Genomic DNA, 26,589 nt, shown 5'->3' on the forward strand with positions numbered 1-26,589 from the left:
CCTTTGTTTAAAGATCAGCCAGACGAAAACGGGCTATCTTATTAATTTCCGCAATCGCCGTTTTAAGCTCTTCCTGTATCTCGTTTTCCAGCCGTACTTTAAAATCGGCCAGGATTTCAAAACGGTTGCTGTTCTTGACCGCCTTAATAAAGGGAAATCCAAATTTTTTCTTGTAAGCATCGTTATATGCCTGAAACGCGGCATATTCCTCTGCTGTACAATTATCCAGCCCCGCCCCCTCCTGCTCTGAGGTAGAGGCCGCTGTCAATCCGCCCTCAATTGCGGCTTTTCCAGCAAGATCCGGATGCGCCTCAATAAGTTTCCGTTGTTCCGTTTCGTCCGCCTCTAACACGATACGGGCCATCAATCCTGCCAGTACCTCAATCTCGTTATGCTTCTCCGATATGCCGGCGGCCCAGGCACGTTCCGCCACCCATGGAGAGTGCTCATAAACATCAGCATACTGATCTAGAAATTGAACACTGTTCATTTTACTAGGCAATGTTCGAAAATAAGTCACGGATTTGATATTTCCTGGGAGGGAGGATGATGATCATGCCAGTGTCGGGCGATATCTATGCGCCGGCAGAACCAAACCGCATCATGCCCGCGTACATACTCTATAAATCGCTTGAGTCCGGCAATACGCCCTGGACGCCCAGCCAAGCGGCAATGCAGCCCGATCGACATCATCTTTGGACTTGTCTCGCCCTCTTCATAGAGAGTATCGAAACTATCCTTCAAATAGGTGTAGAACTGGTCACCACTGTTAAACCCCTGCGGAGAGGCAAACCGCATGTCGTTGGCGTCAAGCGTGTATGGGATAATCAGTTGCTGGCGCCCCGCCTCATAAATCCAGTAGGGCAAATCATCGTCATAAGCGTCTGCATCATATAGAAAGCCACCCTCCTCGGCGACAAGGCGACGGGTATTGGGACTGGTCCGTCCCGTATACCACCCCAAGGGGCGGTCGCCAGTCATACGCGCAATAATCTCAATCGCTTTTTGCATATGAGCTCGCTCAACGGCTTCCGGGACATCCTGATAGTTAATCCAGCGGTAGCCATGGCTGCAAATCTCGTGGCCAAGGTCGATGAAGGCGCGCGTAACGTCCGGATTCCGCTCTAACGCCATGGCAACACCAAAAATAGTGAGGGGCACGTCATACTTCTCAAACAAATTCAGCAAGCGCCAGACACCTGTGCGACTGCCATATTCATATATCGATTCCATGCTGATATGCCGCGCACCAGCAAGCGGGGTTGCCCCAATAATCTCGGACAGAAAGGATTCCGATGCATCGTCCCCATGCAGGATGCAGTTCTCTCCACCCTCCTCATAATTCAGGACAAACTGAACGGCAATGCGCGCATTTCCAGGCCACTTCGGATCGGGCGGCAAACCACCATATCCAATCAGGTCACGCGGATAGTCCTGGTTCTCACTCACATCGCCGTCCGGGATTTTCCGGCCTCTTTGATTGGTTTGGCAAAGATCGAGTAAAGATCGGCTTTTTCGTCACTTTCACAAAGGTTGAGTTGATCTTCACATGCCTTTAAATGCGCTTTCATCAATGCAATCGCATGATTTTCATTACGGGCAACAATGGCATCAATAATTTCTGTATGCTCATCACAGCTACATGGGGAAAGGGTTCCTTTTTGATACTGAACAATGATCAAAGAAGTGCGCGAAACAAGTTCTTTCAAGAAGGCCAGCAACGTTTTATTTCCCGCAACTGCAGCCAACATCAAATGAAAATCTCCCGACAATCGGACCCAGGCCTCATGATCTCCTTTTTCCAAGCTGAGGCGTTCGGCTGCCACAGAACGTCTCAACTCCCCAATATTCTCCGGCGACTGATTTCGTATCGCGTCACGGATCATCCCTTCTTCTATCAGACGGCGCGCCTGCATGACTTCCCGTGCCTCTTCCGGTGAAGGCTCAGCGACGAAAGCGCCACGATTTGGCTGTATTCTAACAATTTTCTCATGGGCAAGCCGCTGGAGAACAGTGCGAATAACTGTCCGACTAACGCCGAATATCTCTCCTAATGTGTCCTCAGAAAGCTTGGTGCCTGGCGCGAGCCTTTGCTCGAGAATGGCCGACAGCATCTCATTATAAATACTATCATTCTGAGAGGTCGTTCGGGAAGCTTTTACGACTCCCTTTAAAGCGGCTGTTGGGGCAGTCCGGCTCATGCATATTCCTTAATATTCTTTATTCCCTCGCCTTATTTATACAATACATAATTTTATTGTATACAAAAATAATAAATTATGTGGACAATCGAGATTGTGTCATGCAAAGTTTTGGTTCTCCTGACGAGAACCATTGGGATAAGGGCCATTCTTCAAGGATAGCAATGGGTAAACTGACAACACATGTCCTGGATACCGCTGCCGGAGCTCCGGGAAAAGGCATTCGGATCGATCTATTTCGACTGACGTCGGATGATCGAAAGTTGATCACTACCGGCTACACCAATGCGGACGGACGGTGCGCCAGTCCACTTCTTGAAGGCGATGCGTTTTCCTGCGGTCAGTATGAACTCCTGTTCCATGTGGGGCCTTATTTTGAAGGCACGGGAATATCACTGCCAGAACCGAAATTTCTCGACGAAGTAGTATTACGTTTTGGCATCGCCAACACAAATGAACATTATCATGTCCCCCTCCTCATCTCGCCTTATGGCTATTCCACATATCGGGGGAGTTAAGGAAAATGGGCAGATATAATTCAACGACAGCTTACGAAGACGGATATCGCCCATGCGCCAAACGATAAAATATGTTCACCGAGGTGAAATTGTGGAGCTGGCAAATGTTGCCCCGACAACGACCGTGCTCAATTATCTCCGCTATGAACAAGCGCTGACGGGCACAAAAGAAGGATGCGCCGAAGGGGACTGCGGCGCCTGTACCGTCGTGTTGGGTGAATTGGCAAACGATAAAGTTCGATATCAAGCTGTTAACGCCTGCATTCAGTTTCTGCCGACACTCGACGGCAAGGAGCTTATTACCGTTGAAGATCTGAAGTTAAAGGATGGCAAACTGCATCCGGTGCAACAGGCTATGGTCGATGCCAATGGCACCCAATGTGGCTTCTGTACGCCGGGCTTTGTTATGTCCCTCTTTGCCGAAATGCATTCAGATCGCATAGCCGATAGAGCACATATCGACAATGTGTTGGCGGGAAATCTATGTCGCTGTACCGGGTACGGGACTATCATCGATGCGGCCATGAGTGTTGCTCAATCAGGGGTTAGAGATAGTTTTCACGAACAGGAAGCCAAATCTATTGCCCTGCTTGAGGTTCTTCAGAAAGACTCCGGGCTTCGCCTGACTTGGCAGGGACGATCCTATTTTGCACCAAAAACAATTGATGAATTAACCGACATACTCCTGGATTACCCGGATGCGACACTTCTTGCAGGTGCAACAGATGTTGGCCTCTGGGTTACCAAGCAACATCGCGATTTAGCGACGATTATCTATCTTGGTCAAATTCAGGACCTGAAGAATATTGAAAAACAGGACAATGGGCTGAAGATCGGTGCTGGAGTGACCTATAGTGACGCCTGGGCCCCTCTTGCAGAACTCTATCCCGACTTTGGCGAGTTGATCCGCCGCATTGCATCCACCCAAATCCGCAACAGCGGCACTATTGGCGGAAATATTGCCAATGGTTCACCGATCGGGGATACACCTCCTGCGCTGATTTCTCTGGATGCACGCCTGCATTTAAGGTCAAAAGACGGTCCAAGAGAATTACCACTTGAAGAATTTTTTATTGAGTATGGCAAACAGGATTTGAGACAGGGGGAGTTCGTCGAGGCCGTTTATTTGCCGTTTCCGAAGGCGGAAAGTCAATTCGCGACCTATAAAATCTCCAAGCGCTTTGATCAGGATATTTCGGCTGTCTGCGCCGCCTTTAACCTCACACTTAAGGCAGGAAAGGTCGAAGATATCCGTATTTGCTATGGCGGTATGGCCGGCACACCCAAACGTGCGAGCAAAACCGAAAAGGCGATCACCGGAAAGTCATGGACAGACTCAACGATATCAAATGCCCTATCCCGTATGGAAGAGGATTTTCAGCCGCTCTCGGACATGCGGGCAAGCCAGCGCTACCGAATGCTAACCGCGCAGAATTTGCTCCGGAAATTCTATATTGAAACGACGACGCCGGAAATTCCAACCCGGATAGTTGGCGAAAGAGGGCTTGCCAATGCGTAACCCGCCCCTCAGCCGAAATACCATCCGCGGGGCTGCTCACTCCCCCAGACACCACGACAGTGCGGCAAAACAGGCGGCCGGTGAAGCCCTGTATATCGACGATATAGCAGAACCGAGAGACCTCCTTCATCTGTATGTTGCGCAGAGCGAGAAAGCCCACGCGAAAATCTTGAAACTGGATGTATCGGCCGTTCGGAGCGCGCCGGGTGTTGTTGTCGTCCTGACAGCCAATGATGTGCCCGGGGGTAACGATGCCTCTCCCATTGCAGGCGACGATCCCGTATTCGCAGAAGATATTGTCGAATATGCGGGGCAAGCGCTTTTTGCCGTCGCCGCAGAAACCCTCGAACAAGCGCGCAGTGCGGCAAAACTTGCCGTTGTTGAATATGAGGAATTGCCCGCCATTGTGACAGTCGAAGAGGCAATGGCCGCGAATTCCTTCGTCCTGCCTACTCGGGAAATTCGCCGCGGCGATGCACGGGCGGCGATTAAAAAAGCAAAACATCAACTCACACAACGATTTGAAATCGGGGGCCAGGACCATTTCTATCTGGAAGGCCAAATTGCTCTCTCACTCCCCGGTGAAGACGGTGATATTTTTGTTTACTCCTCTACCCAGCACCCAACGGAGGTCCAACATAATGTCGCGAAATTCCTCGATTTGCCAGATCATTCGGTTACGGTTGAGGTGCGACGCATGGGGGGCGGTTTTGGGGGAAAAGAGACTCAAGGCGCCTGGTTTGCGGCGATGGCCAGCCTCGCCACAAAACTAACCGGCAGACCCGCCAAAGTCCGTCTCGACCGAGACGATGACATGATCATGACCGGCAAGCGGCATGATTTTGTTGTTATGGTCGAGATGGGTTTTGATGATGACGGGCGTGTCAGTGGCGCCGAATTTATCTTTGCCTCCCGTTGTGGAAGATCTGCAGATTTGTCCGCCTCCATAAATGATCGGGCAATGTTCCATGCAGACAATTGTTATTACTTTAAGAACATCACCATAATCTCCCACCGGTGCAAAACACATACCGTATCCAATACTGCTTTCCGCGGTTTTGGTGGGCCACAAGGGATGCTGGCGCCAGAGCGAATGATGGATGCCATCGCCTGCTACCTTGGTAAAGACCCTCTTGAAGTACGCAAGAAGAATCTCTACGGCAAGAAGCCCCGCAATATAACCCCCTACCAAATGACGGTTGAGGATAATATTGCGCCAGAGATCATAGCCGAGCTCGAGAACAGCTCTAACTATGCCGCTCGCCGGAAATCTATTCGCGCTTTTAACGAAACAAGCCCTTATCTTAAAAAAGGAATTGCCCTCACGCCCGTAAAATTCGGCATTTCTTTCACTGCTAGTCACCTTAATCAGGCGGGTGCACTGCTTCATGTCTATACGGATGGCAGCGTCATGCTCAATCACGGCGGAACTGAAATGGGCCAGGGCCTCTATATCAAGGTTGCCCAGGTGGTTGCCGAGATCCTGCAAATTGACATAGAGCGGGTCAAAATTACCGCAACCCGGACTGACAAAGTGCCAAACACCTCTGCAACCGCCGCCTCATCCGGGGCAGACATAAACGGGAAAGCGGCGGAGGCTGCCGCCATCGCCATCAAGGAAAGACTAATTCAATTTGCAGCCAAGTATTATGGCACCAAAACGTCAGAAATCACTTTTCTGCCGAACCGTATCCGAATTGGAAAACAGGTGGTTGCTTTCAGGGATCTGGTGCAATTGGCCTATATGAACCGGATCTCCCTTTCCGCCACCGGCTACTATCGCACGCCTAAAATTCACTATGACGCGGAAACCTTTAGCGGACGTCCCTTCTATTATTTCGCCTATGGTGCTGCTGTATCGGAAGTGTTGATCGATACCTTGACTGGTGAGAACAAGGTCGTGGCCGTCGATATTCTTCATGATGCGGGCAAGAGTCTGAATCCTGCGGTCGACCTTGGTCAGATCGAAGGGGGATATATACAGGGGATGGGATGGCTGACAACGGAAGAGCTTTATTATGATTCCAACGGAATCCTGAAAACTCACGCACCTTCCACATATAAAATTCCCGCCTGTAGCGATCGCCCGGCAGTGTTCAATATGAAGATTTTTGAGCGCGGTGAAAATGTGGAGGAAACCATTTTCCGATCCAAGGCTGTCGGCGAGCCACCACTGATGCTCGCCATTTCCGCATTTAATGCCATTGCAGATGCGATCTCCAGCGTCGCTGACTATCGCCTATACCCGGAACTTAACGCGCCGGCCACACCGGAACAGATCCTGATGTCTATACAGAAGATAACTGAATCTGCTCGGTCGAACAGGGTGACGGAAGCAGCGCAATGAGTAATTGGTCTGAGATAGTCAACGCCTATGATGCAGGTCAGGATGGCCCTGCCATTCTGGTTACGGTCGGCCGCATCAAGGGTTCAACACCGCGCGAAACTGGCGCAAATATGCTAATCACGGCAACGAACTGCTTTGGTACAATCGGTGGCGGACGGCTTGAGCATCTGGCCATCAGCGAGGCCCGTAGTCTCCTTAACGATGCGGACAAGTCAGTTGGAATACATGAATTGCCGCTGGGCCCTGAACTTGCACAATGTTGTGGTGGCTATGTTGAACTACTCCTGAACAAATTCCAGGAAAATGAAGCCCGATCTATAGTTAACCGGTTAAAGTGTACAGATAAGAATTCCGTTCTTTTGTTTCATTGGTCCCAGTCTGAGTGTCGTCACCAGATAATCTGTGAAACAGATAGTTTGCTTTACCTCGATAAACCGCTGCAAACGGCAATAGAACGGAGATTTACCTTACCCGGCACAGAAATCATCGAGAGTGGGAAAACAACCGACAAGACCTTTACACTGGTTCAATCCCTTCAAGAAGCTGAATTTCATGTCACAGTTTTCGGAGCCGGCCATGTTGGAAGAGCTCTGGTCACGGTCCTCTCTTCGCTTCCGTGCAAGATTTCGTGGATTGATTCCCGCGAAATCGAATTCCCGGATAAAGTTTCTGCAAATGTAAAAATCATTGTAACGGACAGCCCCGTCAGCGCGGTAGCCGACAGCCCGACGGACAGCTATTTTCTCGTGATGACGCATAGCCATCAGCTTGATCTGGAAATATGCGAGAAACTGCTAACAACAAGAAAACATGCTGCCTTTATCGGCCTCATTGGCTCAAGAACAAAAAAGGTTAGGTTTGAGAAGCGATTAGCGACAAGAAGAGTCGACACTTCCGTCATTGCCCGATTAACCTGCCCGATTGGGTTGCCGGAGCTAAATGGAAAACGTCCTGCGGAAATTGCGCTAAGTGTCGCGACGGATCTTTTACGTCGTCATTATAATTCCAGAGACAGTAAAGTGCCGGACGATTGGAGTGAAATCCAAAACTCGCCCTGAAAAAGCTTTACCAGATAGCGACAACGACAGAAGATGGCACAGTAGTGATGGAGAGAGTAATTTCGGGGGACAGCAATAATGAACGATAGTGAGGGGGCAACACCGCAGCTCGAACTGCGGGGAATAACAAAGGCCTATCCCGGCTGCCTTGCCAACGATCATATCGACCTTAAAATCATGCCGGGTGAAATCCATGCATTGCTTGGTGAGAACGGCGCAGGGAAAAGTACGCTCGTCAAAATTATATACGGCGTCCTGGAAGCGGATGAGGGGGAGATTTTCTGGGCCGGCAACTCTGTTACTATTCCCAACCCTCATAGTGCCCGTAAAATCGGTATCGGAATGGTCTTTCAGCACTTTTCCCTGTTTGAGGCGATGACGGTTACCGAAAATATCGCACTCGGGATGTCTGGCCGGCAGGATATGAAGGCGTTGGAACGGGATATTATCGAGATATCCAACAGTTATGGCTTACCGCTGGAACCAAACCGGCAAGTTTATACGCTCTCAGTTGGCGAAAAACAGCGTATTGAAATCGTCCGCTGTCTTTTACAGAACCCAAAACTTCTTATCATGGATGAGCCAACATCAGTGCTCACGCCGCAAGAAGCCGATAAGATGTTTGAAACACTGAGGCGCCTGTCTCATGAAGGTGTTTCTATCCTCTATATCAGCCACAAACTGGATGAAATAAAAGCGCTTTGCCATAAAGCAACAATTCTGCGTGGCGGTAAATATATCAGTGAGTGTGACCCCACGAAAGAGACGGCGAAAAGCCTCGCTGAAATGATGATTGGGACTGACCTCCATGCGCCGGAACATCACGAAAAACCAGATAGCGGTCCGGTCCGGCTGAAGGTTAGCAACCTCTCAATCAATGCCGATGCGGAATTCGGCGTAGACCTGAATGCCATAAATTTTGAAGTCCGCAGCGGTGAAATTTTTGGTATTGCGGGCGTTGCGGGTAATGGCCAAATTGAGCTTCTCTCTGCATTAAGCGGTGAGACAACTTGTAGTGATGCGGAAGCCATCACACTGGACGGAGAACATATTGGCCGGCTTGGGCCGAACCCAAGGCGTGACCTTGGACTCGCTTTTGTTCCCGAGGACCGCCTCGGTCACGGATCAGTGCCTGAGATGATGCTGACAGAGAATGCTTTTCTAAGCGGCTATAGCCGCATGGCACTATTAAACAGCGGGTTTATCAACAATGGCAGTACGGCCGAATATGCGAAGGAAATCGTGGGGAAATTCGATGTACGAACGCCTGGTATATATCACACCGCCAGCAGTCTTTCGGGGGGAAATCTGCAGAAATTTATCGTCGGCCGTGAAGTTCTGCAAAAACCTGACGTAATAATTATTGCGCATCCGACTTGGGGCGTGGACGCGGGAGCGGCCGCGTTCATTCACCAGACGTTAATTGACCTGGCCGAGGCAGGCGCTGCCATAGTTGTCATCAGTCAGGACCTCGACGAACTTTTTGCGATAAGCAACCGCATAGCCGTAATTGCAGAAGGGCGTTTATCCGTTGCCCGGAACCTTAATGAGATATCAGTTGAAGAGATTGGAGTGCTGATGGGCGGCACGCATGAGACTGCCGAAAAAGCGGAGGCCTTAAATGCTATTTAAGATCGAGAAAAGGCCCGAACCGTCAAAGTCGATGGTTTATCTAACGCCTATTATAGCATTGGCGCTGACAGTGCTTTGCAGCATCATCCTCTTTGAGGTTTTGGGGGTCAATCCAATAGAGGCGCTGTACCAGTTCTTCATTGCTCCCCTGAATACAACATACGAATTTTCCGAATTATTCGTTAAAGCCACGCCGCTGATGCTTTGTGCGATTGGGCTTTCTGTCGGCTTTCGGGCCAATGTCTGGAATATTGGCGCGGAGGGACAATTGACGATGGGCGCCATTGTCGGCAGCAGTCTTTTTATCTATTTTCCGGAAACTGACAGTGTTTTTCTGTTGCCGGCGATGATAATTCTAGGAGCCGTGGGAGGCGCCGCCTGGGCCGCCATTCCCGCATTTTTCAAAACACGCTTCAACGCCAATGAAATCCTGACCAGCCTGATGCTGGTCTATGTAGCGCTCCTGCTCCTTTCCCTTCTGATCCACGGGCCGTGGCGTGATCCGGCGGGTTTCAATTTCCCTGAGTCGCAGACCTTCAGCGAGAGTGCGGATATGCCTATACTGATCGCAGGGACACGGATGCATTTTGGAACTCTTCTGGCTTTATTTGCTGTATTGGGTGCCTGGGTTATGATGGCGCGCACGCTTATTGGGTTTCAGGTGAAAGTCATCGGTGAAGCTCCGCGCGCCGGTGGGTATGCGGGCTTCAGCCAGAAGAAAATCATCTGGTTCTCGCTTCTTTTCGCAGGGGCTCTGGCCGGTGTTGCGGGACTTTCCGAGGTAAGCGGCCCTATTGATCAGGTTGTACCTTCCATTTCTCCGGGATATGGCTTCACGGCAATTATCGTAGCCTTTCTGGGACGCCTTCATCCCGTTGGCATTTTCTTTGCCAGTCTGCTGATGGCGCTCACCTATCTTGGCGGAGAAACCGCACAGATCAACTTAGGTCTGCCTGTGGCCGTCACGGGTGTTTTCCAGGGAATGGTGCTCTTCTTTCTGCTCGCCTGCGATGTTCTCGTCCATTATCGGTTCCGCCTAAATATTGCTAGAAAGGCCATATCATAATGAGTGGATTTGATTGGTTAGTTCCGGTTTTCCTCACCGTTATAACGGCGGCAACCCCTCTGGTTTTCGCAGCGCTCGGTGAACTTGTGACAGAAAAATCCGGCGTACTCAACCTTGGGGTCGAGGGCATGATGCTGGTCGGCGCCGTTAGCGGGTTTATCACCGTCCTTGCAACAGGCAATTATTTTCTGGCTGTCGGCGCGGCTGCTCTCGCCGGCGCGATTATGGCTTTTCTATTCGGCATCCTCACCCTGTCGCTAATGGCAAACCAGGTCGCAACGGGCCTCGCGCTTACCCTGTTTGGGGTGGGCCTGAGCGCATTGATGGGGCAGGATTTTGTCGGCGAACCGGTTGCCGCGCTCACCAAGCTTAATATCGCCGGCCTATCGGACATCCCCTTCATTGGTCCCATTCTGTTTGGACAGGATGCGCTGGTATATTTTTCTTTTATCATGGTCGCCGTGGTAAGCTGGTTTCTATATAAGACAAAAGCCGGGCTGGTTCTGCGGGCCGTGGGCGATTCTCATAATGCTGCACATTCAATCGGTTATCCGGTCATTGCTATTCGCTATATGGCGGTCATGTTTGGCGGGGCGATGTCGGGCATTGGCGGCGCCTATCTGTCTCTCGCCTATACGCCGATGTGGGCAGAAAACATGACGGCTGGACGGGGCTGGATTGCCCTCGCCCTCATCGTTTTCGCAACGTGGAAGCCAGGGCTGGTTCTGGTTGGCGCCTATATGTTCGGCGGCATAACTATTTTGCAGTTGCACGCGCAAGCCGCGGGACTTAACGTTCCCTCACAAGTGCTTTCGATGCTACCGTATTTGGCGACCATAATTGTTCTCGTCCTGATATCGAAAGATGAATCCCGAATTCGAAAGCATGCCCCGGCTTGCATTGGCAAGATTTTCCATCCGGCGGCATGAGAACAAAAATTTTCTATTTAAGAAGGAGAAAGTAATGTTACGAAAACAACTCTCAGGCCTGATCGGTGCCGCAGCATTGGCAGGTGGATTGCTCATGGGTGGCACAGCCACTGCCGAAGATAAAATTGGCTTTATCTATGTCGGCCCAATTGGCGACCATGGCTGGACGTATCGCCATGAGTTAGGGCGGCAAGCCATACAAAAAGAATTCGGCGATAAGGTGAAAACAACTTTTGTTGAAAGCGTAAAAGAATCCAGCAGCGAGCCGGTAATCCGGCAGATGGCCGCAGATGGCTATAAGTTAATTTTCACGACTTCCTTTGGCTTCATGAACCCTACTTTGAAAGTCGCCAAACAGTTCCCCGATGTGAAATTTGAACATGCCACAGGCTACAAGCGCGCTGACAATGTCAGCACTTACTCCTCGCGCTTTTACGAAGGCCGTTATGTTGTCGGTAAAATCGCCGGTAAAATGACTAAATCTAACGTGATCGGTTATGTCGGCTCTTTCCCAATCCCCGAAGTGGTTCGTGGTATCAACGCAATGACGCTTGCTGCTCGTAGCGTCAACCCCGATGTCACCGTAAAGGTCGCTTGGGTGAATACCTGGTATGATCCAGGCAAAGAAGGTGATGCTGCCAAAGCTCTTATTGACCAAGGTGCAGATATCATTTTGCAGCATACTGACAGTCCCGCTCCGCTCCAGGTTGCGGAAAATCGCGGTGTATGGGCCGTGGGTCAGGCTTCGGATATGACCAAGTTTGCTCCCAAGGCACAGCTCACTGCTATTATTGATAACTGGGACGGGTACTATATTGCACGAACAAAAGCGGTTCTCGACGGAACCTGGAAGTCAGAGGATACATGGGGTGGACTGAAGTCCGGCATGGTCGAACTGGCCCCATATAACGAGGCGATCCCCGCTGATGTTGTCGCTCTCGCAGAGGAAACCAGAAAAGGTATCGAAGACGGTTCTATCCTGCCTTTTGCCGGTCCGTTTAACAAACAGGATGGCTCTGTCGGCGCTAAAGAAGGGGAAGCGTTAGATGATGGAACCCTGCTTGGTTTGAACTGGTACGTTGAAGGCGTTGAAGGAAAACTGCCAAAATAATTTCCTTTAAATTTCTGTATCCCCGCCAGCTCCTGGAATTTCGGCGGGGATACATTTTTTCTGATTAACTTGAAAGATGTACGGCCAATGAATGATATGAAAACCTTCATTCAAAAAATGCCGAAAGCAGAGTTGCATTTGCATATCGAAGGCAGTCTGGAACCGGAATTGATGTTTGCGCTTGCACGGCGCAACAAGGTCGAAATCCCGTTTGCAACTGTTGAAGAAGTACGGGATGCCTATCATTTTTCAAACTTACAGGATTTTCTTGATATTTATTATCAGGGAATGAGTGTCTTGCTGGAAGAACAGGATTTCTATGACCTGACCTTCGCCTATCTTTCCAAAATGTATGAGCAGAATGTCATCCATGTGGAAATATTCTTTGACCCGCAGGGACATACAAGCCGGGGCGTCCCATTCGCAACGGTAATCAACGGTATAAGCCGGGCACTGGATGAGGGGCTTAAGAAATATGGTATTACCTCGAAGCTGATACTTTGCTTTCTGCGCCATTTGAGTGAAGAGTCCGCTTTTGAAACGCTCGAACAGGCTCTTCCTTATCGGGAGAAGATTATTGCAGTTGGTCTGGACTCGTCAGAGATGGGGTTTCCTCCCGCTAAATTTGCCCGTGTTTTCGAAAAAGCCAAAGCAGAGGGATTTCTCGCGGTTGCCCACGCTGGAGAAGAAGGGCCGCCGGAATATGTCTATGAAGCTCTTGACCTCTTAAAAATTGATCGACTGGACCATGGTAATCGAGCTTTGGAGAATGACGCACTCGTCAAACGACTGGCGGAGAGCCAAATAGCGCTCACGGTCTGCCCACTCTCAAATTACAAACTTGCCGGGGTCAAGGATATGCGCTTGCATCCCATAAAAAGAATGCTAGACCTCGGATTGAAGGCGACAGTCAACTCTGATGATCCTTCCTATTTCGGCGGGTATGTAAATGAGAATTACGAAGTCATCACCGAAAGCCTTGACCTGACAAGAGCCGAGATTTTGACACTCGCACGAAACGGTTTCGAGGCGAGCTTCTGCAGCGCCGATGAAAAACAGGCCATGATTGCCCGGCTTGAGGCTTATGGGATCTAGGCGATGCCGAGCCAGAGAATAGAGCCCCGCCAAATTACCTTTGCAGGAGAAGTGCTGTCTCTTCCGGTCTATCTGGATTATCAGGCGTCTACTCCACTCGATCATCGGGTCGAAACAGCGATGTCAAACTGGACGCATGGCTTTACCGGTAATCCGCATAGCAGCAACCATATATTCGGCCATCAAGCGCGACGTATAATTGAAGAGGCACAAACACATATAGCCTCGCTTATTAACGCACGCCCCCACGAAATCATTTTTACCTCTGGCGCAACCGAGGCTAATAATCTTGCCCTGCTCGGCGTCGCCAGAGCACATGAGGGCCGACGCCATATTATTTCCGTTCAAACTGAGCATGAGGCCGTGTTGCAACCGCTTGAATATCTTGCGACACATGAAGGCGTCGAAGTGACCTTGCTGCCGGTTGATAAAGATGGCCTGATCGATCATGGAGCTCTAGTCTCGGCAATCCGCCCAGACACAATTATAATATCCGTTATGGCCGCTAATAACGAAACGGGTGTTTGTCAGGATATCGCCCGCATCGGCCAGATATGCACTGAACGAAGTATCGTTTTTCACAGTGACGCCGTACAGGCCCTCTCAACAGAGGCAATAGACGTCACAGCACAGAATATTTCCCTCCTCAGCTTGTCCGGACATAAACTATATGGCCCGATGGGTATTGGTGCGCTTTACGTTCGTGAGGGAACTGACATTGCGCCCCTGATCTATGGCGGCGCACAACAACGATCTATTCGTCCCGGCACCCTTCCGACCGCCCTTTGCGTTGGCCTCGGTGAAGCTTGCCGAATATTGGCGAAATGCCGGACTACGAACCGCAATCATCTCAATAAGCTTCGCTCCTCAATGGTGCAGAGATTAAGCGCAGAACTAAAGAATTCTGTACGCCTGAATGGAGACATGGCGCCGCATATACCGGGATGCCTCAGCCTCAGCTTTGCAGGTATTGACGCAGAGGATCTACTTCATGAGCTCCCTGATCTCGCGCTCAGTACCGGGTCGGCCTGTAGTTCAATGAACGGGAAACCTTCTCATGTACTAAAAGCAATGGGGATGAAGGCTGTCGATATAGCAGCAACGATAAGGCTAGGACTGGGACGCACAACGACACAGGCCGAGGTACACTATGCAACGGATCAGATCATCGCGGCGTATAATACACTTCAGCCCGGCAAGACGACAAACATAACCCATCAAAATGGAATGCATTAGGGGGCATTAATGGAATTAGAATTGATGGAATGGGTTCAACTCGCCGTCCGCTGGATCCATATGATTACCGGTATCGCCTGGATCGGCGCATCATTCTATTTTGTCTGGCTTGATATGAATCTTACGACGCCGGAGAAGGATGGGTATAAGGACAAGGCTGGTGTTGGTGGAGAGCTTTGGGCCGTTCATGGCGGCGGCTTCTACGAGGTGCAAAAATATCGCCTCGCCCCGCCAGAGATTCCACAAACACTTCATTGGTTCAAATACGAAGCTTACTTTACCTGGATCAGCGGGTTCCTGCTACTGGCGATCCTGTATTACTTCGGCGCAGATATCTATCTCATAGATAAGAATATTGCCGATATCTCAACAGATGCAGCAATCCTGATCGGCTTGGGATCGATCGTTGGCGGCTGGCTCATTTACGACTTCCTCTGTAAATCACCGCTGATTAACAATCAGTTCGCCTTCGGCATCATTCTTTTTGTCTTGCTCACCTTGGCCGCTTTCGGCCTGTCGCAAGTATTCAGTGGTCGCGGTGCTTACATCCATGTTGGCGCGATCATGGGAACAATTATGGTAGCGAATGTCCTGATGGTTATAATACCGGGGCAAGTCGCGCTCGTATCTGCCGCGAAAAAGGGAGAGGCACCAGATCCGGTATATGGCCTTCGGGCGAAACAAAGATCCCTACATAATAATTATTTCACGCTGCCCGTCCTGTTTATAATGATCAGCAACCATTATCCCATGACATACGGCAACACCTATGGGTGGCTACTGCTGGCAGGCATATCGCTCGTGGGCGTATTGGTCCGGCACTATTTTAATATGAAGAACCAGGGTAAGGCTAAACAGGGCTTTATTCTTCTTCCCATTGCCTTTGTTCTTTTTTTCGCCATAGCCTATGCGGCAGCTCCCAAATCGGAGGATGTGCCCGCTGAGAAAGTATCCTTCTCAACGGTTCAAGCCCTCATTCATACGCACTGCGCCAGTTGCCATGCAGCGAAACCCACGAATACGGACTTTGAAAGCCCCCCAAAGGGGGTTCGGCTGGAAACGCCAGCACAGATCGCACGCGAGAAAACCCGCATCAAACAACAGTCTGTTGATACGAAAACCATGCCGCTAGGCAATCTCACCCAAATGACAGATGAAGAGCGAAAGATCATCGGCTGGTGGATTTCACAAGGCGCCTCTACGGATTAGGAGTAAACCTGAACTGGATTGTCTGTAACCTTAACAGTTGGAGCCTTTTCTTTCCTGTCCCGTGAAAAGTGCCTGATATATTTGCTCGTAACATTTTCCGTTTCGACAATCACGCATACGTCAATTGTATTAAAATCATGATCGATGACCGCACCATCTCCGATATAACCACCAAGGCGTAAATAGCCCTTCAAAAGCGGTGGTAATTCGCGCTGCACAAGTTCAACATCAACTTCTTTCCGCTTCATCATTTTCATCGGGATATAGTGCTCCTCCAAAGCCCTCGGGCGTAGATGCCCTGGAGCCTTATGGAAATGATGCAGATAAGATAGCACGCGGGCATGTTCCTTCAGATTCGTGCCATGAATACTTCCGCAGCCAAACATAATCTGGACTTCATGAGTATGGATATAGGCTGCAATACCGCGCCACAGAAGCTGCATTGCGCCACGACGGCGATATCCCGCATCAATACAGGAACGACCCAACTCCATGATCTCTCCCGGAAATACATTCAGGTTACAGAGATCAAATTCCGCTTCAGAATAGAAGCCACCATTCTTTTGGGCGACGCTGCTACGCAAAAAGCGATAGGTGCCAACAACATACGGTGCAGCTTTTGTCCCTTTCTCGAGGTCAATTACCAACAGATGATCGCAAATTGCGTCGAACTGATCTACATCACGGGATTGCGCAAGGCAAAGCGCCGAAGGCTTGGCCCCCATTTCCTCATAGAAAATGCGATAGCGCAGGGCTTGCGCCGCATCCAAATCGGCAGCGCTCTGCGCCAGGCGAAGTTCCAGATTATTAAATCGTAACGGTTCCAAGATATACTCCTACATACTCTTACGAGAGACTGAAGGAGTTTTTCTCAAATATGTATTGCAGACTAATGTCGCCTAGATGACAGATAAGTTTCCTTTTTATGTCAGGAGTGCGACACCGTCCGGCGTTAATCCACCATGGCCTGATAAACCAAGGCCCGAAGTTCCTTGCGCAGTGGGTGATAGCTGCTGGGGATAAACTGCGTCAGGAATAAAACTGTCATATCTTCCATTGGGTCAACCCAAAAAACAGTGCTTGCCATGCCGCCCCAACCGAAATCACCGGGCGACCCCATCATCTGGGACAATGGGGGATCCATCATCACCCAGCCACCGAGACCAAAGCCCACACCAACAAAAGACACCTCGGAAAAAACAGGCTGTCCATATTGGGCAAGATCTCCATCGAGGTGATTTTCCGTCATAAAATCCACGGTGCGAGGACCCAAAAGATGACCGCCGTCGAAAGCCCCGCGACAGCGGAGCATCTCAGCGAACTTCAGATAATCAGAGGCCGTCGAGATCAATCCGCCGCCGCCAGAGTAGCAGGTTACGCTTTCCATTCGAAATGCACTTTTTTCCGCCGGGTCCATCACTGTGAGAGCCCCCGCCGCATCAGCCCCGTATGCAGTGGCATAGCGGTTGATTTTTTCTTTCGGAATTCCGAAATCCGTATCACCCATGCCAAGCGGAGCAAAGATATTATCGTAAAAAAATGATTTGAGGTTTTGACCCGAAATAATCTCCACCAGACGCCCAACAACATCGGTCGACACACCATAATTCCAGCGAGTGCCGGGATTAAACAGCAAAGGCATTTCAGACAGATTCTGGATTTGGCTTTCCAGCGTCCCTCGCGTCGGCCCAAAATCCATTTTATTGGCTTCGTAATGTTTGCCGAGGATTCCTTCATTAAATCCATATGTCATACCGGACATATGGGTGAGCAGGTTATGAATCGTTATCTTGCTCGTTGCCGGTTCCGTGTCGTCAATACTACGTGCCTGTGGCCTCAGAACCTGCATATCCTTGAAGGCCGGAATAAACTCTTCCAGAGGATCATCCAGATGAAAGAGCCCTTTTTCATACAGCATCATGAGGGCAACCGATGTGATCGGTTTGGTCATCGAATAAAATCGCGCCATGGTATTATCTTTCCATGGAACGTTATTCTCCCGGTCCGCCTGTCCGATAGACCTGGAATAGGCGATTTTACCGCTCCGTGCGATTAATGTCTGTGCCCCTGCGAGCTTTCCGCCTTCAACATACCGATTCATCCAATCGGTAATATTATTTAGGCGTTTAGGGTCAAAGCCAAGACTTTCGGGCTGATGAACGGGCTTCACGATATGCGATCCTTTTCCTGAGTTCCGGTTTCTTAGGCTTGAACGGTTTTCTGCAGCTGTATGCCGAGACCCTCAACGCCGAGTTTCATTTCCTGCCCCGGTTTAAGAAATACGGGGTTTGGCTTTATTCCCATTCCTACGCCGGGCGGCGTGCCCGTGGAGATGACATCCCCAACGTTTAACGTCATGAATTGACTGAGATAGGAAATAATCTCCGCGACGCTGAACACCATGGTCGCCGTACTACCATCCTGCCGGCGAACGTTATCTACATCCAGCCAAAGATTAAGCGCCTGCGGGTCCGGCACTTCATCGCGCGTTACCAACCATGGACCGAGAGGACCGAAGGTATCGTGGCTTTTCCCCTTTGTCCATCCTCCGCCACGCTCTGACTGGAACTCCCGCTCAGAGACATCATTCGCCACGCAGTAACCCGCAACATGATCAAGAGCCTCCTCTTCCGTCACATATTTGGCGCGCTTGCCGATGACAACCGCAAGTTCAACTTCCCAGTCAGTTTTCCTGGAATTGCGCGGGATCTCAACATCATCATTGGGGCCGCAAACTGCCGACGTCGCTTTCATAAACAGAATGGGTTCCTTCGGAACCGGCTGGCCCGCTTCGGCCGCATGATCGGAATAATTAAGCCCGATACACATGATTTTCCCAATATTCCCGACACAGGCTCCAATTCTTGGCTCCCCTTCAACTACCGGCAAGGACTCAAGATCAAGATCGCTTAACTGCGCAAGCCCCTTATCTGACAGCACGTCACCCGAGATATCTGCAATAACGCCAGAAAGATCCCTGATCTTGCCTCCCTCATCTAGAACTCCGGGTTTTTCTGAACCAACTGGGCCATATCTTAGTAATTTCATTTTTTCTTCTTTCGTTTACGTCACGCACTTAAATTGTAATAACAACTTTGCCGAAATGACCGGCCTTCTCCATAATTCTATACGCCTCTTTCGCATCCTGAAAGTCAATCACGGCATCAATAACCGGGTGGATATTATTATTCGAAAGAGCATTATTCAACCGAGCAAACATATCACGCGGCCCCACGTATATCCCCTGAAGAGTAATAGATTTTCGCATTATAGATGTCGGGTCCATCAGACCGCCCGTCAGAACACCCACAAGCGAAATACGGCCACCAACTCGCACCGCTGCGACGGATTTTTCGAGCGTTCCTGCGCCGCCCACCTCAACCACAAGATCAACGCCATGTCCATCCGTCAACTCGAGGACCTTCTCTTCCCAGTTCGCGTGTTCACGATAGTTGATCACCTCATTCGCACCGAGTGACTTGGCTCGCGCAAGTTTCTCATCACTGCTGGAAGTCAGGATAGTCCTAATGCCCGAGGCTTTTGCAATCTGTTGCGCAAATATTGAGACACCACCGGTACCCAGCAGAAGAGCCGTTTGTCCAACGCCCGCCTTTCCGCCATCAATCAGGCAATGCCATGCAGTAAGACCCGCGCATGGTAATGTTGCCGCTTCTTCAAAGGAAAGATGCGCCGGTATGGGTAGCGCGCCCCCTTCTTTTAACAATGCATATTCACACAGAAGGCCATCGATTGGACCACCGAGAGCGCTTGGCATCACGTCGTCATGAATTGGACCGCTCAGCCAGTTCTGGAAAAAGGTGCCGACAACGCGATCCCCTGCGCTAAACTCCGTTACTCCTGCCCCAACTTCCTCAACGACCCCCGCGCCATCAGAATTCGGAATTCTTTCCCCGGCAATACCCCGTGCGGCAGCATTTTTTATAGTCGAGAGATCCCGATAATTGATAGAGTTTGCCTTAAGACGTACCAATATTTCACCGGCGCCGGGCTTCGGGATATCCCGATCGACCATCTTCAGGCCATCGACACCGCCTTCTCCGTTAATGACCCAAGCTTTCAAGACTTCTTCTCCAGAATGATTATTTAATCGTCGACAATGCGATAAATATGTTGGCGGCGATGCTTTTTTATGTTCCATAGCTTGTCATGAACGGTTTCTACCGTGACAAGTTTTTTTGTTTTGAATGCGACCGCAACCATGATCACCCAATATCTTCCGGAATTCAATCTTTTCCATTTACTCGTTGTGTGTATCGCCTTTGCGTTGGGCGGATTTGTAAAGGGTATCTCGGCTTTTGGCCTCCCGACTATCGCTGTTCCAATAATCGTCTTCTTCATGTCTCTGCCCGCAGCAGTCTCTATCATGACAGTACCGATGGTCATCACCAATTTTGTGCAGATGTTAATCTCCGGACAAATAAAATCATCAATCGCTCGACACTGGTTACTGCTTCTAGGCCTGTTTATTGGGTTACCGATTGGCGTATTCATGCTCTCTGCAGTCGATACGAAGTATCTTCTTATTGCGGTCGGCGGGTTTTTGGTTGTTATTTCAGGTCTTGAGTACTTTGGAGTTTCATTCTCCTTTCTGGGATCCCATGAAAAGATTTCCGGTCCGACAGTTGGTTTCACCGCAGGTATTATTGGCGGCATTACAACGCTATTTGGCACACTGCCGGTCTTTTTCTTCATCGCGCTCGGCCTGGAGAAGGAGAAATTCGTTGGCGCTGTTAGCGTGATGCTTTTTGGTGGAAGTATTTTCCTGTTGTTAAGCCTTCAGAGAATGGACTTTCTAAAACCCACAGAAATTGCCTACAGCCTTATCGGGCTGGCACCGCTCTTTGCCGGAATGTGGGCGGGAACCAAGGTACGGCATCTTATCGATCAGAAGACATTCAAGAAATTTGTCCTGATTCTTGTTACCCTCATAGGCTTTCTCATGATCTACAGGGCCTATAACTGATAACCGCTATTCGGCGGAAAGCCGTATATCTTGCCGGTCGGCCCGAGGAACTGTAAAGGTAAAGACTGCGCCGCCTTCCGGTCTATTCGCGACCCATATCCGGCCGCCAAGGAAAGTGACGATTTCGCGGCAAATGGCGAGGCCCAGCCCGGACCCTTGTGGCTTGTCCTCTCCGCGATCAATTGATTGATGGAACTTCTCAAATATCCGGCCCATCATATGCTCGGCTATTCCCTTTCCATTGTCTGACACTCCGACTTCCAGCATGTTATTCCTTGCCGTGACGGAAACACCAATTCGTCCTTCCGCCTTGTTGCAGAATTTAATGGCGTTTGAAACAAGGTTTATGATGACCTGGATCAACTGATCTCTGTCTGCCCGCACCATTGGCAAATTTTCCGGGATATATGTTTTAACCTCGACATCATTTTCCTGGATAAGGCCGGCCAGCGCGGCCATGGCCTCGCGTACAGTTGCCGCTATATCGACCGTATCCAGCGACCAGTCCATTTGCCCCGCCTCCATACGTGCGAGATCGAGGAGTTGATCAATTAATCGCGTCAGACGTGAACTCTCCTTGATGATGACGTTCAGAAACCGTTCACGTTCTTCGGGAGAAACTTCTGGGTTATCCACCAAAATTTCACCAAAGGCCCGAAGTGAGGTAAGCGGGGTTCTGAGTTCATGGCTAACCATGGACAGGAAATGATCCTTCAGGGAATCCAGCTCCTTTAGGCGCTCATTGGCATTCCGAAGCTGTGCCGTTGCGCGCTCGAGTTCTGCGGATTTCTGTTCCAGCCGATGGCTATATTCAATTACCTGACTGGTTTCATCCAGAATACGGTAGACTTCGTCGAGCCCGACAATTTCGCCCTTTACCACGGAACCAACCATCACCCGCGCGGTTGCAGAACCGATTGCGCCGGCCAGCATTTTTTCGGCGAAGTCTAGCAAGGCCGCGTCTGCAGAGTGGTTTTTACGCAGGTTAATATCCCGCTCAGCCGCAAAATCCGAAAAGGCTTGTGCCGCCCGTTGAACTCCGACGAACCGTCCCACCAGCTGCTGCAAATCCGCAACCGTAGCGGAACCGCGCCAGTAGCGGCTATCGCGTTCATCGTCCGTATGCCCGAACACATCCACAAAAAGCGTTCCCTGAATACGTTCGATAGCCGTTTGGTGCGACGAGAGTGAGACAATCCAGTAAGCCCCGATATTGACCAACATGCTCCAGAACAGGGCATGCGTCAGGCGATCAAAGCCTTCCAAACCGAAAAGCGCATAAGGCCTTAGGAATGTTAAACCATATGGCCCTTGCTCGATAAAGCTGATGGGCAGCCAGCCGGACTGAGCAAAGGAAGGGAGCAGCAACGTATAGAGCCAAACCAGAAAACCGAGCGCAAGCCCTGCCATTGCCCCGCGATAGGAGGCCCCTTTCCAGAAAATCCCCCCAATTATCGCAGGCGCGAATTGCGCCGCTGCCGCGAAAGAGACAAGCCCGATAGTCACGAGAGAATAAGACTCGCTAGCTATCAGATAGTACGCATACCCCAATATCAGGATTAGCAGGATACTCACCCGACGGATCGTGAGAAGCAATCCGGTGAGGTCATCATTTTTGTTTATATTCAGTCCCTTCCAACGAAGAAGGAATGGCATGATCAGATCGTTGCAGACCATCGTGGCGAGTGCAATTGACGCAACAATTACCATGGAAGTCGCCGCCGACAATCCACCGATAAACGCGATGAGGGCGAGGAAAGCCTGATCATGAAATAGCGGCACTGTAAGCATAAACATATCCGCATCTGCGGAAGCGTTTCCGAAGGACAGGCGACCCGCGAGCGCAATGGGCAACACAAAAATATTGATCACCAGAAGATATAACGGGAACAGCCAGGTTGCCTTGCGGAGAAAAGATTCATCGGGATTTTCGACAGCCGTCATATAGAACTGTCGGGGCAAACATATGATTGCCGCCATGGATAAAATAGTCATCGTCATCCAAAGGCTGTAGTCACTATCTCTGGAAACAGTGAAAAGAGTTTCAAGCCCGCTGTCTGCGGCCGCCGAGAAAAGGTCTGCGAAACCATTATAGAGACCAAAAGTCACAAAGAAGCCGACAGCAAGAAATGAGACCAGTTTAACTACTGACTCGAAGGCGATTGCGGCTACCAATCCTTCATGATGTTCACTCGCATCGATATGGCGCGTCCCAAAGAGAATAGCGAAAAGTGCGAGTGCAACAGCGACAATCAGGGTTGTATCAATAAAAAAGATTTGTTCATTCGGCGCATGCAGTATTGCCGTTTCAGACGAACTGACAAGTATCCGAAAGCTGGTGGCGATGGATTTAAGCTGGAGGGAAATATAGGGCATGGTGCCAACGACGGCAATTATCGTCACAAGCCCCCCCAGTCGGGCATGCTTGCCATAGCGCGAGGCAATAAAATCGGCAATGGAGGTAATCCGGTGTACTTTGCAGATCCGAATTATCTTGACCCAGACAACAGACCAGAGAATGAAAACAAGGGTGGGACCAAGATAGATAGTCAGGAAATCAAGGCCTCGTGTAGCGGCAAGGCCAACACTGCCATAGAAGGTCCAAGAGGTGCAGTATACGCCAATAGACAGAGTGTAAATGTAGGGATTCCGCGTCAGTGGCCAGCCTTTCGCCGATCGCAGGTCAACAAACTGGGCAATGGCAAACAGTAGGCCGAGATAAAGGATGGAAACCGCGAGAACCAGGCCGCCGGACATCACATGTTCCCTCTGCCATGTGTCGGCCGATCAACCCGCGTTTGCGCTTCAGGTAGCTCGATGGTTTTCTCCGTTCCACGCCGCGCCCCTAGCGCCGTCATGATTATCGCAAATGCCCATAAACCGAAAAGATAGAGAAAGCTGAGCGGTATACCCAGCACACGGCTCACGACGTCAAATAGTGAAAGCATGGGTGGTGTTAAAGCAACCAGACAGACAACGAAGAGTAGGATTGACCATTCCTTTTTGCGTCCGGTTCTTATCATCCGATTATTCCAATTTCATCTGCATCAATCTGCAAATTCAGGATTGATTAGCCTGCATAGGCGGCTTTGATGGCGCGATAATATCCTTAACCATCTTGCCGAGCGCTCGTGTTGAAAAAGGCTTGGTCACGAACTCATCCGCCCCGAGAAGCATGGCCCGCTCTTTATCCACTTCGCGACTTTTGGCAGACAACATGATAATTTTCAGATTCCGGCAGGATTCATTGCCGCGAATGGCCTCGCAAACTGCGAAACCGTCCTGCTTGGGTAACATTATATCCAGGACCACCAGATCAGGGACATAGTCATCAATGGCCCGGAGTGCCTGATCCCCATCCCGCGCCACTCTTACCGTGAAACCGGCCTGCCTTAAGATAAACTGTAAGGACAAAACAATATTTGGTTCGTCCTCCACCACAAGCACTGTATGCGTCATATTGCCGTATGCTCCCTAGACTATCTAAAGAGTATTCAAAGGCTGACGAAATTGTCCGGCACCTAAAAGACGCTCTCTTGTATCAACAACCTCACTCTTCAGTTCCCTCGCAATAACAATACCCCATTTTTTAGGATATTGTCATTGCACATTCTTGTACCGACAGGAGGACAGGCTTGCAGACCTGCAGGCTACTTATTCATCCTGTTTTCGATCAAATCCTCAACCACTGCCGGTTCGGCCAAGGTCGACGTATCGCCAAGGCTACCGTAATCATTCTCGGCAACTTTACGCAATATACGTCGCATGATTTTGCCCGACCGTGTTTTTGGTAATCCGGGTGCCCATTGGATCAAGTCCGGCGTCGCAATAGGACCAATTTCCTGACGAACCCACTTGACGAGGTCCAAGCGCAATTCCTCCGTCGGTTCAACCCCCGTGGTCAGAGTGACATAGGCATAGATGCCCTGCCCTTTAATGTCATGGGGATAACCGACGACCGCAGCCTCCGCTACCAATTCATGGGCAACAAGTGCACTTTCCACCTCGGCAGTTCCCATCCTATGACCGGACACGTTGATCACATCATCAACACGTCCGGTAATCCAGTAATAGCCGTCCTCATCCCGCCTGGCACCATCGCCCGTAAAATAGAGTCCGGGGAAGTTGGAAAAATAGGTCTGAATAAAACGTTCATGATCACCATAAACAGTCCGCATCTGGCCCGGCCAGCTATCCTTAATGCATAGCATGCCCTCACATGCACCCTCTAAAGTCTTTCCTTCTCCATCGACCATAACCGGGTCTATTCCAAAGAATGGAAGTGTTGCGGATCCCGGCTTGAGGTCCATCGCGCCGGGAAGAGGGGAAATCAGAATACCTCCAGTTTCCGTCTGCCACCAGGTATCGACGATTGGGCAGCGCCCCTCGCCGACAACATCGTTATACCATCGCCAAGCTTCCGGATTGATGGGCTCACCAACCGATCCCAAAAGGCGTAATGATTTGCGAGAGGTTTTCTTGACCGGTTCATCCCCTTCCCGCATTAACGCTCTAATCGCGGTTGGGGCTGTATAGAAAATGTTGACTTGATGTTTATCGCAGACTTCCCAAAAGCGCGAGACGGTCGGGTAATTTGGCACCCCTTCGAACATCAGTGTGGTTGCGCCATTAGCAAGCGGTCCATAGACAATATAGCTATGACCCGTCACCCAGCCCACATCGGCCGTACACCAGTAAATATCGCCATCATGATAATCAAACACATATCGATGCGTCATTGCCGTATAAACGATATAACCGCCTGTCGTATGCAACACGCCTTTCGGCTGGCCCGTTGATCCAGAGGTGTACAAGATAAAGAGAGGGTCCTCCGCATTCATTTCCTCAGGCGGGCACTCCGCGTCAACCTTGTCCATCTCCTCGTGATACCAGACGTCGCGGCCTTCAACCCAATCGATTTTACCACCCGTACGTTTAACGACAATACAGGTTGTACAGTCTGGGCATTCTGCCAGCGCTTCATCCGTGTTTGCCTTGAGAGGGATTGGTCGTCCGCCACGAACGCCTTCATCGGCAGTGATCACGCAGTTCGATTTACAATCTCGAATGCGGCCCGCTAATGCGTCTGGCGAAAACCCGCCGAACACGATCGAATGCACAGCTCCGATGCGGGTACAGGCCAACATTGCGACTGCGGCCTCAACAATCATCGGCATATAAAGGGTAACGCGATCCCCCTTTTTAATACCTTGTGCCTTAAGCACATTTGCAAATTTACATACCTCAGCATGTAGTTCGCGATAGGTCAGTGTCTTATCATCATTTGGATCGTCCCCCTCCCAGATAATGGCAGGGCTGTCGCCTCGGGATTCCAAGTGACGGTCAAGGCAGTTGTAACTGACATTCAAGGTCCCGTCATAGAACCATTTGATATGAAGGTCATCTTTCGCGAAGGAGACGTCTTTTACTTTCGTATAAGGCTTAATCCAGTCAATTCGCTTGCCGTGTTCACCCCAGAAGGCGTCCGGATCCTCAATTGATGCTCGGTACATCGCCTGATAGCTCGTTTTATCGGCCCAAGCTGTTTTCGCTAGTTCCTGAGGTACGGGATATAGATCCTTTGCTGACATCCTTCTAAGTCCTTTCACCCAACATACAGATTTCAATGCCTAAAACTTTGGCAATAAATGACAGGGTATTTATGCGTTCCTCTCCACCTAAAT

Annotated in this window: 23 protein-coding genes; 12 read left to right on the forward strand and 11 right to left on the reverse strand. The window is 50.2% G+C overall.

Going from position 1 to position 26,589, the window contains the following annotated elements; translation table 11 throughout:
* Positions 1-7 precede the first annotated feature (7 nt).
* Genes uraD through GQE98_RS11865 form a run of 3 tightly spaced genes read right to left on the reverse strand, consistent with a single transcriptional unit; the run spans position 8 to position 2,201 of the window.
* Positions 8-520, reverse strand: coding sequence for a 2-oxo-4-hydroxy-4-carboxy-5-ureidoimidazoline decarboxylase (gene uraD / locus GQE98_RS11855; RefSeq protein ID WP_161315840.1), 513 nt, complete (start codon positions 518-520; stop codon positions 8-10).
* A complete protein-coding gene (gene puuE, locus GQE98_RS11860) occupies positions 517-1,449 on the reverse strand; it encodes an allantoinase PuuE (RefSeq protein ID WP_161315841.1) in 933 nt (310 codons plus the stop codon). Before puuE ends, uraD begins: the two co-directional genes overlap by 4 nt.
* Positions 1,446-2,201, reverse strand: a complete 756-nt coding sequence (locus GQE98_RS11865) for a GntR family transcriptional regulator (protein ID WP_161315842.1) — start codon at positions 2,199-2,201, stop codon at positions 1,446-1,448. Before GQE98_RS11865 ends, puuE begins: the two co-directional genes overlap by 4 nt.
* A 164-nt stretch (positions 2,202-2,365) precedes the next feature.
* On the opposite strand from GQE98_RS11865, the gene uraH reads away from it, so the two are divergent.
* The 11 genes from uraH to GQE98_RS11920 all read left to right on the forward strand — a co-directional run bounded on the left by uraH (position 2,366) and on the right by GQE98_RS11920 (position 15,921).
* Positions 2,366-2,719 (forward strand): hydroxyisourate hydrolase, encoded by a 354-nt coding sequence (uraH, locus tag GQE98_RS11870; RefSeq protein ID WP_161315843.1) that lies wholly within the window; start codon positions 2,366-2,368, stop codon positions 2,717-2,719.
* A 52-nt stretch (positions 2,720-2,771) separates the two neighbouring features.
* Entirely contained in the window at positions 2,772-4,238 is a 1,467-nt protein-coding gene (gene xdhA / locus GQE98_RS11875) for a xanthine dehydrogenase small subunit (RefSeq protein ID WP_161315844.1), read from the forward strand.
* Positions 4,231-6,585 carry a xanthine dehydrogenase molybdopterin binding subunit gene (xdhB, locus tag GQE98_RS11880; RefSeq protein ID WP_161315845.1) on the forward strand — a complete coding sequence of 785 codons (2,355 nt, stop codon included), beginning with the start codon at positions 4,231-4,233 and terminating at the stop codon, positions 6,583-6,585. Before xdhA ends, xdhB begins: the two co-directional genes overlap by 8 nt.
* A complete protein-coding gene (gene xdhC, locus GQE98_RS11885) occupies positions 6,582-7,643 on the forward strand; it encodes a xanthine dehydrogenase accessory protein XdhC (protein ID WP_161315846.1) in 1,062 nt (353 codons plus the stop codon). The genes xdhB and xdhC overlap by 4 nt, the downstream gene beginning before the upstream one ends.
* A 78-nt stretch (positions 7,644-7,721) precedes the next feature.
* Complete coding sequence (locus tag GQE98_RS11890) at positions 7,722-9,275, forward strand: ABC transporter ATP-binding protein (RefSeq protein WP_161315847.1); 1,554 nt, start codon at positions 7,722-7,724, stop codon at positions 9,273-9,275.
* A complete protein-coding gene (locus GQE98_RS11895) occupies positions 9,265-10,341 on the forward strand; it encodes an ABC transporter permease (RefSeq protein WP_202526249.1) in 1,077 nt (358 codons plus the stop codon). Before GQE98_RS11890 ends, GQE98_RS11895 begins: the two co-directional genes overlap by 11 nt.
* Positions 10,341-11,270, forward strand: coding sequence for an ABC transporter permease (locus tag GQE98_RS11900; protein WP_161315848.1), 930 nt, complete (start codon positions 10,341-10,343; stop codon positions 11,268-11,270). The genes GQE98_RS11895 and GQE98_RS11900 overlap by 1 nt, the downstream gene beginning before the upstream one ends.
* Positions 11,271-11,304: 34 nt before the next feature.
* Positions 11,305-12,381 (forward strand): BMP family ABC transporter substrate-binding protein, encoded by a 1,077-nt coding sequence (locus GQE98_RS11905; RefSeq protein WP_161315849.1) that lies wholly within the window; start codon positions 11,305-11,307, stop codon positions 12,379-12,381.
* An 87-nt stretch (positions 12,382-12,468) separates the two neighbouring features.
* The gene (locus tag GQE98_RS11910) at positions 12,469-13,476 is read left to right on the forward strand and encodes an adenosine deaminase (protein ID WP_161315850.1); all 1,008 of its coding nucleotides are present in this window, start codon (positions 12,469-12,471) and stop codon (positions 13,474-13,476) included.
* Positions 13,477-13,479: 3 nt separating this feature from the next.
* Positions 13,480-14,712 (forward strand): cysteine desulfurase family protein, encoded by a 1,233-nt coding sequence (locus tag GQE98_RS11915; RefSeq protein ID WP_161315851.1) that lies wholly within the window; start codon positions 13,480-13,482, stop codon positions 14,710-14,712.
* 9 nt (positions 14,713-14,721) lie between these two features.
* Entirely contained in the window at positions 14,722-15,921 is a 1,200-nt protein-coding gene (locus tag GQE98_RS11920) for a urate hydroxylase PuuD (protein ID WP_161315852.1), read from the forward strand.
* Here GQE98_RS11920 and GQE98_RS11925 read toward each other — a convergent pair.
* The 4 genes from GQE98_RS11925 to GQE98_RS11940 form a co-directional block, all read right to left on the reverse strand.
* Entirely contained in the window at positions 15,918-16,748 is an 831-nt protein-coding gene (locus GQE98_RS11925; RefSeq protein WP_202526250.1) for a GNAT family N-acetyltransferase, read from the reverse strand. The two genes, GQE98_RS11920 and GQE98_RS11925, sit on opposite strands and share 4 nt — an antisense overlap.
* Before the next feature lie 125 nt (positions 16,749-16,873).
* Positions 16,874-18,091, reverse strand: coding sequence for a serine hydrolase (locus GQE98_RS11930; protein WP_202526251.1), 1,218 nt, complete (start codon positions 18,089-18,091; stop codon positions 16,874-16,876).
* Positions 18,092-18,123: 32 nt separating this feature from the next.
* A complete protein-coding gene (locus GQE98_RS11935) occupies positions 18,124-18,969 on the reverse strand; it encodes a fumarylacetoacetate hydrolase family protein (RefSeq protein WP_161315853.1) in 846 nt (281 codons plus the stop codon).
* A gap of 28 nt (positions 18,970-18,997) precedes the next feature.
* Complete coding sequence (locus GQE98_RS11940) at positions 18,998-20,002, reverse strand: zinc-dependent alcohol dehydrogenase family protein (protein WP_202526252.1); 1,005 nt, start codon at positions 20,000-20,002, stop codon at positions 18,998-19,000.
* Between the two features lie 102 nt (positions 20,003-20,104).
* On the opposite strand from GQE98_RS11940, the gene GQE98_RS11945 reads away from it, so the two are divergent.
* Positions 20,105-20,905: a TSUP family transporter gene (locus tag GQE98_RS11945; RefSeq protein ID WP_161315855.1), complete on the forward strand. Its 801-nt coding sequence runs from the start codon at positions 20,105-20,107 to the stop codon at positions 20,903-20,905.
* A 6-nt stretch (positions 20,906-20,911) separates the two neighbouring features.
* Here the strand turns inward: GQE98_RS11945 and GQE98_RS11950 are convergent, their stop codons facing one another.
* The 4 genes from GQE98_RS11950 to acs form a co-directional block, all read right to left on the reverse strand.
* A complete protein-coding gene (locus GQE98_RS11950; protein WP_161315856.1) occupies positions 20,912-23,662 on the reverse strand; it encodes a sensor histidine kinase in 2,751 nt (916 codons plus the stop codon).
* The gene (locus GQE98_RS11955; RefSeq protein WP_161315857.1) at positions 23,662-23,928 is read right to left on the reverse strand and encodes a hypothetical protein; all 267 of its coding nucleotides are present in this window, start codon (positions 23,926-23,928) and stop codon (positions 23,662-23,664) included. Before GQE98_RS11955 ends, GQE98_RS11950 begins: the two co-directional genes overlap by 1 nt.
* A 37-nt stretch (positions 23,929-23,965) precedes the next feature.
* Positions 23,966-24,364, reverse strand: coding sequence for a response regulator transcription factor (locus GQE98_RS11960; protein WP_161315858.1), 399 nt, complete (start codon positions 24,362-24,364; stop codon positions 23,966-23,968).
* A 191-nt stretch (positions 24,365-24,555) separates the two neighbouring features.
* On the reverse strand, positions 24,556-26,496 hold the full coding sequence (gene acs, locus GQE98_RS11965; RefSeq protein WP_161315859.1) for an acetate--CoA ligase: 1,941 nt from the start codon (positions 26,494-26,496) through the stop codon (positions 24,556-24,558).
* Between the last annotated feature and the right edge of the window lie 93 nt (positions 26,497-26,589).

Source organism: Sneathiella litorea, assembly GCF_009882915.1.
GTDB lineage: Bacteria > Pseudomonadota > Alphaproteobacteria > Sneathiellales > Sneathiellaceae > Sneathiella > Sneathiella litorea.